This window comes from Azospirillum sp. UFLA03-27, assembly GCF_059803775.1.
The window spans coordinates 1-11,217 of the sequence record NZ_JAUQTX010000217.1 but is presented as its reverse complement, the minus strand read 5'-3'; the positions used below and the strand labels follow the sequence as shown (position 1 = coordinate 11,217).

11 protein-coding genes are annotated in these 11,217 nt (G+C 69.0%); 10 read left to right on the top strand and 1 reads right to left on the bottom strand.

Annotated elements, in window-relative coordinates:
* Positions 1-25 precede the first annotated feature (25 nt).
* The 10 genes from Q4I23_RS25025 to Q4I23_RS24980 all read left to right on the top strand — a co-directional run bounded on the left by Q4I23_RS25025 (position 26) and on the right by Q4I23_RS24980 (position 9,161).
* Positions 26-640, top strand: a complete 615-nt coding sequence (locus Q4I23_RS25025) for a DUF3306 domain-containing protein (protein ID WP_498528016.1) — start codon at positions 26-28, stop codon at positions 638-640.
* 290 nt (positions 641-930) lie between these two features.
* Positions 931-1,542: a TorD/DmsD family molecular chaperone gene (locus Q4I23_RS25020; RefSeq protein WP_454018985.1), complete on the top strand. Its 612-nt coding sequence runs from the start codon at positions 931-933 to the stop codon at positions 1,540-1,542.
* Positions 1,543-1,705: 163 nt separating this feature from the next.
* Positions 1,706-1,906 (top strand): formate dehydrogenase, encoded by a 201-nt coding sequence (locus tag Q4I23_RS25015; protein ID WP_498528015.1) that lies wholly within the window; start codon positions 1,706-1,708, stop codon positions 1,904-1,906.
* Positions 1,907-1,921: 15 nt separating this feature from the next.
* The gene (locus Q4I23_RS25010; protein WP_498528014.1) at positions 1,922-4,810 is read left to right on the top strand and encodes a formate dehydrogenase subunit alpha; all 2,889 of its coding nucleotides are present in this window, start codon (positions 1,922-1,924) and stop codon (positions 4,808-4,810) included.
* 20 nt (positions 4,811-4,830) lie between these two features.
* A complete protein-coding gene (gene fdh3B / locus Q4I23_RS25005) occupies positions 4,831-5,427 on the top strand; it encodes a formate dehydrogenase FDH3 subunit beta (RefSeq protein ID WP_038529096.1) in 597 nt (198 codons plus the stop codon).
* Positions 5,424-5,618, top strand: coding sequence for a hypothetical protein (locus Q4I23_RS25000; RefSeq protein ID WP_145679671.1), 195 nt, complete (start codon positions 5,424-5,426; stop codon positions 5,616-5,618). The genes fdh3B and Q4I23_RS25000 overlap by 4 nt, the downstream gene beginning before the upstream one ends.
* Before the next feature lie 32 nt (positions 5,619-5,650).
* The gene (locus Q4I23_RS24995; protein WP_498528013.1) at positions 5,651-6,724 is read left to right on the top strand and encodes a formate dehydrogenase subunit gamma; all 1,074 of its coding nucleotides are present in this window, start codon (positions 5,651-5,653) and stop codon (positions 6,722-6,724) included.
* A gap of 11 nt (positions 6,725-6,735) precedes the next feature.
* The gene (locus Q4I23_RS24990) at positions 6,736-7,113 is read left to right on the top strand and encodes a hypothetical protein (RefSeq protein ID WP_145679669.1); all 378 of its coding nucleotides are present in this window, start codon (positions 6,736-6,738) and stop codon (positions 7,111-7,113) included.
* A 100-nt stretch (positions 7,114-7,213) separates the two neighbouring features.
* Positions 7,214-8,218, top strand: a complete 1,005-nt coding sequence (locus Q4I23_RS24985; RefSeq protein WP_498528012.1) for a WD40 repeat domain-containing protein — start codon at positions 7,214-7,216, stop codon at positions 8,216-8,218.
* 244 nt (positions 8,219-8,462) lie between these two features.
* Positions 8,463-9,161, top strand: coding sequence for a class II aldolase/adducin family protein (locus Q4I23_RS24980; RefSeq protein ID WP_498528011.1), 699 nt, complete (start codon positions 8,463-8,465; stop codon positions 9,159-9,161).
* A gap of 19 nt (positions 9,162-9,180) precedes the next feature.
* Here Q4I23_RS24980 and Q4I23_RS24975 read toward each other — a convergent pair whose 3' ends face one another.
* Positions 9,181-11,103 carry a sensor histidine kinase gene (locus tag Q4I23_RS24975; protein ID WP_498528010.1) on the bottom strand — a complete coding sequence of 641 codons (1,923 nt, stop codon included), beginning with the start codon at positions 11,101-11,103 and terminating at the stop codon, positions 9,181-9,183.
* Positions 11,104-11,217: the final 114 nt, after the last annotated feature.

The window sequence follows — 11,217 nt, the reverse complement described above, 5'->3', positions numbered from 1 at the left end:
GTTATAGTCTCGTGGGCTCGGAGATGTGTATAAGAGACAGGGCCTGGCTATCCCCGAGACGCACAGCATGACCGACGAATCCTTCCTCTCCCGCTGGTCCCGCCTGAAGCGGCAACCCGCCGCCCCCGCTCCGGAGCCGGTGGAGCCGCCGCCTGCCGAGGAACCGCCCGCGCAACTCCCGGTGGATGCGGCGGCTGAGACTGCCACGGAGCCCGCGCCGGACGGGGACGACCCGCTGAAGGACCTCCCGCCCGTGGAGGAACTGACGCTGGAGTCCGACTTCACGCCCTTCCTGCGGGCGGAAGTCCCGGACGACCTGCACCGTCAGGCGCTGCGCAAGCTGTGGACCTCCGACCCTGTCTTCGCCAACGACGACGGGCTGAAGGACTACGCCGACGACTATGCCAGCCTGTTCACCGGGGCCTCGCCGGTGAAGACGCTCTACCGCGTCGGCAAGGGCTTCCTCGACGCCGCAGAGGAAGCGGCGGAAAAGGCGGAGCAAGCAGCCGGCGGTGCGGCCGCGGACAGCGGCGCCGATGAAGACGGGAAAGAAAAAGCGGTGCTTCCCGAAGGTTCGGAGCCCGAGCAGGCCCCCTCTGCTTCGCAAGAACCGGGTATCGATATGACAAAAAGAGCATAGCGCTAGTCCAGCCCAAGTCGCGGTAAGCACACTTCTGAGTCAACCTTTGTTGACAAACACCGCGAATCTGCCCTTTAATAGCCTGATCCTGAACGTTAAGCCCCTGATATGGCGAGGCTTTTCGCAGGTGCAATATGAGGTTGTCGGTCCAGGGCGTCTCGGGCGCCGGCCCATGACGCCGTGAGCCTGCAACGGGCGAGCCAATGCGCCGCCGTTGTCGCGACGGACGGGGCCGGGTGCCGGAGTTTTGCCGATCTGGTCCTTTCGTCGTGTCGGGAGGGATGAACGCCGTGTCCGTGACCGGTGAACACGATCCGTCGGCCCTGCCGCCGGAAGAGATGCAGCGGGCGCAGCTCTACGCGCTGCTGGCGCATCTGCTTGCCCGCCCGCCCGGCGGGGAATTCCTGGCCGCCCTGGCGGCGCTGGACGGCGACGCGAGCCCCCTCGGGCAGGCGCTGCGCGGTCTGGCCGAGGCCGCCCGCGGCACGGACGCCGCCGCGGTGGAAGAGGAGTTCAACACCCTCTTCATCGGCGTGGGCGGCGGTATCCTCTCCCCCTACGGGTCCTATTATCTCACGGGGTTCCTTCACGAAAAGCCGCTGGCGGAGCTGCGCGGCGACATGGCGCTGCTGGGCATCGCCCGCGCCGACGAGGTGAAGGAACCGGAAGACCACATCGCCGCCCTGGCCGAGATGATGGCGGGTCTGATCACCGGGGCCTTCGACGCCCCGGCCGATCTGGAGGCGCAGCGCCGCTTCTTCGACCGCCACATCGGCTCCTGGGCCGGCAGGTTCTTCACCGATCTGGAATCCACGCCGTCCGCCGCCTTCTACCGCGCGGTGGGCACGCTGGGTCACCGGTATCTGGAGGTCGAGGGGAAAGCCTTCGACATGGCGGCGTGACGGGGCGGCATGACCGCACACCGGCACCGTCGCCGAACAGGCAACAAAACAACGAGACCGGTCCACGACAAGGCCGGTCCGGAAACGCTGAAAACAAGGCCCGGAAACCGGGCGGCACATCGGTCTTCAGTCTCGGGGAAGCCGCGAAGAATAGGGTGAAGCTATGACGGACAAGAAGGAAAAGACCACGCTGGCGCGGCGCGACCTGTTCCGCGCGGCTGGATTGGGCGTCGGCGCTCTGGGCGCTGCCGCCGTGGGCGCCATGGCGGGTGCGGAGCCGGTGCAGGCCGCCGAGCCCACCACCCACCAAGGCTACCGCGAGACCGACCATGTCCGGACGGTCTACGAACTGAGCCGCTTCTAAGAAGGACCGCCGCACATGCTGACAAAGAAGAAGGCGGCTGCTTCCGGCGGCCGTTCGCTGGCGAAGATGGTTTCCGGCCTGACCGGTAACACCGTCGACCGTCGTTCGTTCCTCCGCACCTCGGGCATCGCCGCCGGTGGCGCCGCCATCGCCGCCACCATGCCCTTCGGCATGGTGAAGAAGGCCGAGGCGGTGACCGCCACCCCCGCCGCGGGCGCGCCGGTCAAGCTGGTCAAGAACGTCTGCACCCACTGCTCGGTCGGCTGCACGGTCACCGCCGAGGTCCAGAACGGCGTGTGGATCGGCCAGGAGCCGAGCTTCGACAGCCCGATCAACCTGGGCGCCCATTGCGCCAAGGGTGCTGCGGTGCGCGAGCACGCCCACGGCGACCGCCGCCTGCGCTACCCGATGAAGATGGTGGACGGCAGGTGGACCCGGATCTCCTGGGACCAGGCCATCCAGGAGGTCGGCGACAAGCTGCTGGCGATCCGCGAGAAGTCCGGCCCGGATTCGGTGTTCTGGCTCGGCTCGGCCAAGCACAGCAACGAGCAGGCCTACCTGATCCGCAAGTTCGCTGCCTTCTGGGGCACGAACAACGTCGACCATCAGGCCCGCATCTGCCATTCCACCACCGTCGCCGGCGTGGCGAACGTGTGGGGCTATGGCGCCATGACGAACTCGTACAACGACATCCAGAAGTCGCGCGCGATGTTCTTCATCGGCTCCAACGCCGCGGAGGCCCACCCGGTCTCCATGCTCCACATCCTGAAGGGCAAGGAGCAGAACAACGCCCCGCTGATCGTCGCCGATCCGCGCTTCACCCGCACCGCGGCCAAGGCCGACGAGTACATCCGCTTCCGCCCCGGCACCGACGTCGGTCTGATCTGGGGCATCCTCTGGCACATCTTCGAGAATGGCTGGGAGGACAAGGAGTACATCGCCAAGCGCGTCTACGGCATGGACGAGATCCGCGCCGAGGTCGCCAAGTGGACTCCGGAAGAGGTCGAGAAGGTCACCGGCGTTCCGGGCTCGCAGCTGAAGCGCGTCGCCCGCACGCTGGCCTCCAACCGTCCGGGCACGCTCGTCTGGTGCATGGGCGGCACGCAGCACCACATCGGCAACAACAACACCCGCGCCTACTGCGTGCTCCAGCTGGCGCTGGGCAATGTCGGCGTGACGGGCGGCGGCACCAACATCTTCCGCGGCCACGACAACGTGCAGGGCGCCACCGACTTCGGCGTCACCTCGGACTCGCTGCCCGGCTACTACGGTCTGGCGGAAGGCGCGTGGCGCCACTGGGCGCGCGTCTGGGATGTCCCCTATGATCAGGTCCTGGCCCGCTTCAAGGACAAGAAGCTGATGGAGGCCACCGGCATTCCGGTGTCCCGCTGGTTCGACGGCGTCCTGGAAGCCAAGGAGAACATGGACCAGCCCGAGAGCATCAAGGGCATGGTCTTCTGGGGACACGCGCCGAACAGCCAGGTCCGCCTTCCGGACATGAAGAAGGCGATGGAGAAGCTGGAGCTGCTCGTCGTCGTCGATCCGTTCCCGACGATGACCGCCGTCCTGTCCGACCGCAAGGACAACTTCTACCTGCTGCCCGCCGCCACCCAGTTCGAGACCGTCGGGTCGCGCACCGCGTCCAACCGCTCCGTCCAGTGGTGCGACAAGATCATGGAGCCGCTCTTCGAAGCGAAGACGGACCATGAGATCATGTACCTGTTCGCCAAGAAGTTCGGCTTCGCCGAGCCGATGTTCAAGAACATCAAGCTCCACGGCAACGAGCCGGACATCGAGGACACGACGCGGGAGTGGAACCGCGGCATGTGGTCGGTCGGCTACACCGGCCAGTCGCCGGAGCGGCTGAAGCTGCACATGCAGCATCAGGCGACCTTCGACAAGACCACGTTGCGCGCCAACGGCGGCCCGTGCGACGGCGACTATTACGGCCTGCCGTGGCCCTGCTGGGGCACGCCGGAGATGAAGCATCCGGGCACCGCCAACCTCTACGACACCTCCCTGCCGGTCGCCGAGGGCGGCGGCGCCTTCCGCGCGCGCTTCGGCGTGGAGCGCAACGGCGTGACGCTGCTGGCCGAGGGCTCCTACCCGGTCGGGTCGGAGATCAAGGACGGCTATCCGGAAGTCACCTACGCCATGCTGGACAAGCTGGGCTGGACCGGTGATCTGACCGAGGCCGAGATGGCGGTCATCAAGAAGATCGGCGGCGAGAAGATCGGCGCCGTGTCCTGGACCACCGACCTGTCGGGCGGCATCCAGCGTGTGGCGATCAAGCACGGCCTGAACCCGCCGGGCAACGCCAAGGCGCGCTGCGTCGCCTGGAACTTCCCGGACCCGGTGCCGGTGCACCGCGAGCCGCTCTACACGCCGCGCCGCGATCTGGTCGCCAGCTACCCGACCTACAAGGACACCAAGTCCTGGCGCCTGCCGACGCTCTACAAGTCGATCCAGGACCGCGACGTGTCGAAGGAGTACCCGATCATCCTCACCTCCGGCCGTCTGGTCGAGTATGAGGGCGGCGGCGACGAGACCCGGTCGAACCCCTGGCTGGCCGAGCTTCAGCAGGACATGTTCGTCGAGATCAACCCGTTCGATGCCAACAACGCCGGCATCAAGGACGGCCAGATGGTCTGGGTCGAGGGTGCCGAGCAGGGCAAGGTGAAGGTCAAGGCCATGCTGACCGAGCGTGTCGGCCGCGGCGTCGCCTTCATGCCCTTCCACTTCGGCGGCCATTACCAGGGCCAGGATCTGCGCGCCAAGTACCCGCAGGGCGCCGACCCGATCGTGCTGGGCGAGGCGGCGAACACCGCCACGACCTACGGCTACGATTCGGTCACGCAGATGCAGGAAACCAAGACCACCCTCTGCCGGATCTCGGCGGCCTGAGACGCTAGGAGTTCATCACCATGGCCCGCATGAAATTCCTCTGCGACGCGGACCGCTGCATCGAATGCAACGCCTGCGTCACCGCCTGCAAGAACGAGCACGAGGTGCCCTGGGGCATCAACCGCCGCCGCGTCGTCACCATCAACGACGGCAAGCCGGGTGAGCGGTCGATCTCGGTCGCCTGCATGCATTGCTCCGACGCGCCCTGCAAGGCCGTCTGCCCGGTCGACTGCTTCTACCAGACCGAGCAGGGCGTGGTTCTGCACAACAAGGACCTGTGCATCGGCTGCGGCTACTGCTTCTACGCCTGCCCGTTCGGCGCCCCGCAGTACCCGCAGGCCGGCAACTTCGGCACCCGCGGCAAGATGGACAAGTGCACCTTCTGCGCCGGCGGCCCGGAGGCCGACAACACGGACGCGGAGTACAGGAAGTACGGCCGCAACCGTCTGGCCGAAGGCAAGCTGCCGCTCTGTGCCGAGATGTGCTCGACCAAGGCGCTCCTGGCCGGCGACGGCGACAAGGTGTCGGACATCTACCGCGAGCGCGTGGTCGCCCGTGGCTTCGGGTCCGGCGCCTGGGGCTGGGGCACCGCCTACCAGATGAAGGCGGGGTCATGACCGCGATCCGCCGCACCGTCTGTGCGATGGCGCTTCTCCTCGTCACCCCGCTTCTGGCGGGGTGCAACGAGGAGGAGCAGGCGCGCCCGATCCATATGGAGAAGGGCGCCTACCGCGGCGCCGCGGACACGCATCTGTCCGCGGATCAGGTCCAGGCGCTCCAGCAGCGCTCGGCCGGCCAGCGTTTTTGATTGGCGCGGTTCTCAAGGGAAGGGCTGACGCAATGACGTCGAATCATTCCAAGGGCGGGGTCGGCAAGAGCGGGCTTGGCAAGACGCTGCACATCGTCCTGCTGGGCGTCGCAATGCTGGCGCTGACGCTGGTCATGGCCAACGTCTCGGCCGCGTCGGCGGCGGAGGCGTTCCCGCCGGTCGCCAGCCAGCCGGCCGACGGCAGCTCCAAGACCGACCTGTGGCGCGGCATCCGCTCCGGCGAGCAGGGCTATGTCTCTATCCCCAACAAGAGCGCCGGCGTGCTGGTGCAGTCGGAAGGGGAACTGTGGCGGTCGGTCCGCAACGGTCCGCTGTCCACCTACGGCGGCTGGGCGCTGGGCGGCATGATCGGGCTGCTCGTCCTGTTCTTCCTGGTGCGCGGGCGCATCCGGATCGACGGCCAGAAGACCGGCCGGACCATCCAGCGCTTCAACGCCTTCGAGCGGGGCGTGCACTGGCTGACCGCCGGCAGCTTCGTCATCCTGGCCTTCACCGGGCTGAACGTGCTGTACGGGCGTTACACCGTCCTGCCGCTGCTGGGTCCGGAGGCGTTCGCCACGATGACCCAGTACGGCAAGTTCGCCCACAACTATCTGGGCTTCGCCTTCATGCTGGGCACACTCCTCATCTTCGTGATGTGGGTGAAGCACAACATCCCGGAGCGCAACGACATCACCTGGGCGCTGAAGGCCGGCGGCCTGTTCAGCAAGGGCGTGCATCCGGCGGCGAAGAAGTTCAACGCCGGCCAGAAGGTGATCTTCTGGGCGACGGTGCTGGGCGGCGCGGCGCTGGGCTTCACGGGCGTGCAGCTCCTGTGGCCCTTCTCCTTCGCCTCTCTGGCCGATCTGCAGCTCTACCAGCTGATCCACGCCGCGGTGGCGGTGGTGCTGACCGCGGTCATCATCGCGCACATCTACATCGGCTCGGTCGGCATGGAGGGCGCCTTCGACGCCATGGGCACGGGCGACGTCGAACTCCAGTGGGCGCGCGAGCACCATTCGCTGTGGGTTCAGGAGGTGACGGGCGAGACTCCCGGCCGTCACGGGGGCCATCACCAGGGCCGCCACCGCGCACCCGCCGAGTGAGGACACCAGCCATGCGTTCCTTCCTGATCGGCCTGCTGCTGGCCGGGGCGGTCGCCGCTCCAGCCGCCGCCCAGACCTCTCCAGCGGCCAAGCCGGCGGACGAGGTGAAGCGGATCGTCGAGCAGACCTACAACGTGCAGGTCCTGCGCGTGACCGAGGCGGCGCTGGAGGACGGCACCGCCGTCTACAAGGTCGCCGCCATGATGCCGGGCACCGCCGGCAACGCCGCCTTCATGGTCAACACCCTGACCGTCGATGCGGCGACCGGCCTCGCGCTTCCGCCCTTCCGCCACCACGCGGCGGGCTACAGCCTGCCCCAGGGCGGCAGCTATGAGCCGAACCGGACCTCCAACAACCCCGCGGTCGCCCGCGGGCACACTTGGCGCTGAGAACGCTGGGCGCTGACGACAACCGGCGCTGACACCTGTTACCCCCTGACCGGCGGCTGCGAGGCCGCCGGTCTTTTCCTTTCCGGGAGGTGGTTCGGGCATGGGGTTTGGGCATCATCCGGGGAAACCTCCGCGCCACGCCCGCCGCCGGCTGCTCGCGCTGGCCGCCGCGGCGCCCGTCCTGACCGTTCCCCTGCTGTCCCGCGCCGCCGACCTGATCGGCCATGGCGCCATGGTCAACGCCGTCGCCGTGTCGCCCGACGGCGCCCTCGTCCTGACCGGGAGCTGGGACTATTCGGCCATCCTCTGGGATCTCACCTCCGGCTCGCAACGCGCCTCCTTTCACGAGCACGCCGCCGGGGTGACCGCCGTGGCATTCCTTCCGGACGGCAAGCGCGCCCTGACCGGCAGCCGCGACACCGCGATCCTCCTCTGGGACTTGGAGGGCGGGCGCCCGCTGCGCCGTTTCGAAGGCCACACCGGCACCGTCGCCGGTCTGGCGGTGGCGCCGGACGGCCACAGCTTCGCCTCCGCCGGCTGGGACTTCACGATCCGCGTCTGGGACCCGGAGAGCGGCGCCGCGCTTCGGGTGCTGGAGGGGCATGGCGCCAACGTCAACGCCGTGGCCTTCACGCCGGACGGGCGGCGGCTGGTCTCCGCCGGCTACGACTTCCAGATCCGCGTCTGGGAAGCCGCCAACGGCGCGGAGAGGGCCGTTCTGGAGGGGCATGAGGGCAGCGTCAATGGCTTGGCCCTGTTCCCCGACGGGCGGATGGCGGCCACGGCGTCCAGCGACGAGACTGTGCGGCTGTGGGACCTGGGGGCCGGGACGCTCCTGCGCACGCTCTACGGACACACGGGCTTCGTCACCTCCGTCGCCGTCTCGCCCGATGGCCGGACCCTGCTGTCCGGCGGGGGCGGCGACCGGCGCGTTCGGCTGTGGGACGCCGCCACCGGGCGACAACTCGCCTCCTTCCGCGGCCATGAGAAGCCGGTCCTGGCGGTCGCCTTCACCCCCGACGGGCAGGGCGCCCTGTCCGCCGGCTACGACGCGGTGGTCCGCCATTGGGACCTGACGGGCAAAGCCGACGCCGAGCGTCAGTGAGGCTTTTGCGGCTGGCATCAATAGCCCTCTCTCCTCCGGGGAGAGGGTGGCCCAGAGGGCCGGTGAGGGGGTTGCGCTTGCGCCGAACGTGGCGCCACGCGCAACCCCCTCACCCTGACCCTCTCCCCGGAGGGGAGAGGAGAATTGGAACATGCCTCAGTTCGGCCTCCGAGCGTCCTTGACAGGCACCGTTCACCCATGGCCCGTTCGGCACTCCGTCGTTCCGGAATCGAGACCGCCGCCCATGACCAGCCTGACCCACCCGGCGCAGCGCCGCGCCATCATCGACACCTGTCTCGCCATGAACGGGTCGGGCGTCAATCAGGGAGCCTCGGGCAACCTGTCGGTCCGGGTGGAGGGCGGTTTCCTCATCACGCCGAGCAGCCTGCCCTACGACGAGACGGCGCCCGAGGACATTGTCGAGATGGGCTTCGACGGGACCTATGTGGGCCGGCGGCGGCCTTCGTCGGAGTGGCGCTTCCATCGCGACATCCTGAAGGCGCGGCCCGACGTGGATGTGGTGCTGCACGCCCATTCGACCTTCGCGACGGCGCTGGCCGTCCATGGCCGGGGCATTCCCAGCTTCCATTATATGGTGGCGCTGGCCGGCGGCGATTCGATCCGCTGCGCGCCCTATGCCACCTTTGGCACGCAGGAACTGTCCGACCACGCCGTGACGGCGCTGGAGGGGCGGCTGGCCTGCCTGCTGGCAAACCACGGCATGATCGTGCTGGGTAAGACGCTGAAAGGCGCCCTCGCCCTGGCGGTGGAGGTGGAAACGCTGGCCCGCCAGTATCTCCACGCCCATCTGCTGGGCGAGCCAGTCATCCTGCCGCCCGAGGAGATCGCGCGCGTCGCCGAGAAGATGCGCCGCATCAAGTACGGCCTGCCGCCCGACGAGGGGGCCGCGCCGGAGGATACCGCCCGCCCGCGCGAGGCCTGACGGCCAACGGCTCCCGACGTCAGGAGGCCAGCTGGGCGACGGGGCGCAGGGGGGCGACGGTGACCAGCGGGCGCTTGGCCGCACCGGCGGTGCCGACCTGGAGCGGGCGTTCCTCCGCCGGGGGCTGGTAGTAGGCGGGCAGGGCCACCGTGACGCGGGTGCCATGCCCGGGCTCGCTCGCCACCTCGATGTCGCCGCCGAGCATGGCGGCGTAATGGCCGACCAGGGTCAGGCCGAGTCCGGCACCGCGCCGCTTGACGCCGCTGCCGCCCTGGACGAAGGGCTGGAACAGCCGGGCGGTCTGGCTGGTGGCGAAACCGCTGCCGCTGTCGGTCACGGTGAAGCGCAGCCAGGGCTCGCCGTCGCGCTCGACCCGCTCGGCGGCCATCTGGACGGCGCCGCCCTGGGTGAACTTGCAAGCGTTGTCCAGCAGGTTCAGAAGCGCCTGCCGGACCTTGCCGAAATCCGAATACATCTGGCCGAGCGCTGCGGCCTCCGCCTGGAGCGTCACTTCGTTGCCGTTGAGGTCGGCGGCCGGCAGCGTGCGCTCCCGCGCTTCGATCAGCAGACGGTGCACGTCGAAATCCTGAAGCACGACGTCCATGTTGCCGGCCTCGATCCGGGCATAGTCGAGGATGGCGTCGACCAGGGTCAGCATCTGCTCGCCGGTCCACTGGATCTGCTCGATGTCGGTCGCCAGCTCCCCGGCGCCCAGCCGGTGCAACTCGCCCATCAGCGACTGGCTGGAGGCGACGATCTCGTTGAGCGGGGCGTGCAACTCCTGTCCGATGTTGACCAGGAAATGGGTCTTCGCCTCGTTGGCGGCGTCGGCGCGCTCCTTGTCGCGCAGCAGCTGGCCGTGCCGGTCGGCGGCCTCCTGGCGCTGGCGCTCCATCTCCGCGGTGTTGTCGCGCAGGACGCGGACGGCGCGGGCCATGGCGGCCACCTCGTCCGCCCCCTCGTCCGGCGGCAGGGCGATGTCGGTCCGCCCGGCGGCGAGCGAGGTCACCGCGGCGGCCATGCCGGCGACCGGACGGGCGACCCGGCGGTTGACGAACCAAACCATCGCCAGCCCCGCCAGCGTCACCCCCAGCGCCGCCCACAGGGCGATGCGCACCGTGCGCCAGGACTGGTCGGCCAGACCGCCGCGCAGCGCCGCCGCCACGGCGTCGTTGCGCTGGCGGATTTCCGCCGCCTGGGCGGCGACGACGGCGGCGTTGGGCGTCAGCCGCTCGGCGCGCAGCCCGTCCTCGTCGACCAGGGAGGCCTCGATGCCGTTGAGCACCCCGTCGATGCCGGCCAGCGCCGCCTCCACCTCGTCGATGGTCTGGCGGGTGCCGGGGACCCAGAGATAGCGGTTCATCTCCGCCAGCTTGGCGCGGGCGTTGCCCAGTTCGGCGCGCATGCGCAGCGAGTCGCGGTCGTCGCGACGCGCCACGTAACGGCCGAGATGGTCCTGCATCATCAGGATGGCGACGGTCGCGTCGCCGGCCAGCGCCGCCGAATCGACGCCGCCCGCGTCCTTCAACCGCCCCAGCCCGGCGCGGATCTGGGAGATCTGGGGTTCCAACACCGACTCGGTCAGCCGAGCGCGCTCGCCGCGCAGGGCGACCAGCGCTTCGAAGCCGCTCCAGTAGGCGTCCAGCGCCTTGCGCGCGCTCTCCACCGAGCGGCGGTCGGCGTCGTCCTGCACCATTCCGGCCAGGGCGGTCAGCCGCTCAAGCAGGCCGTCGCGGCGCAACCCGGCGTCGAGCAGGCTCTGCTGGTCGCCCTCGGCCAAATGGTCGCGGACCGAGACCTCCAGGTCGCGCAGCCCGATGTCCAGGTCGGCGGCGGTCTGGGAGGCGTCGGCGTAGCCGGAGAAGGTACCGACCTCGCGACTGACCCCGTAGAGCGAGGCCACGCCGATCAGCGCCAGCAGAAGGACCAGGGCGAGAATCACGCCGAAGCCCAGCCCGACGCGCGCGGCGAGCGTCAGCTCGTCCAGGCGGCGCAGAAGACCGAGCCCCGGAAGGGCTGTCTCTTATACACATCTCCGAGCCCACGAGACTATAAC

Coding starts and splice junctions, on each gene's coding strand:
- Q4I23_RS24995 (WP_498528013.1), top strand. CDS start 5,651: ATGACGTCGAATCATTCCAAGGGCGGGGTCGGCAAGAGCGGGCTTGGC.
- Q4I23_RS24990 (WP_145679669.1), top strand. CDS start 6,736: ATGCGTTCCTTCCTGATCGGCCTGCTGCTGGCCGGGGCGGTCGCCGCT.
- Q4I23_RS25000 (WP_145679671.1), top strand. CDS start 5,424: ATGACCGCGATCCGCCGCACCGTCTGTGCGATGGCGCTTCTCCTCGTC.
- Q4I23_RS24985 (WP_498528012.1), top strand. CDS start 7,214: ATGGGGTTTGGGCATCATCCGGGGAAACCTCCGCGCCACGCCCGCCGC.
- Q4I23_RS25010 (WP_498528014.1), top strand. CDS start 1,922: ATGCTGACAAAGAAGAAGGCGGCTGCTTCCGGCGGCCGTTCGCTGGCG.
- Q4I23_RS25015 (WP_498528015.1), top strand. CDS start 1,706: ATGACGGACAAGAAGGAAAAGACCACGCTGGCGCGGCGCGACCTGTTC.
- Q4I23_RS24980 (WP_498528011.1), top strand. CDS start 8,463: ATGACCAGCCTGACCCACCCGGCGCAGCGCCGCGCCATCATCGACACC.
- fdh3B (WP_038529096.1), top strand. CDS start 4,831: ATGGCCCGCATGAAATTCCTCTGCGACGCGGACCGCTGCATCGAATGC.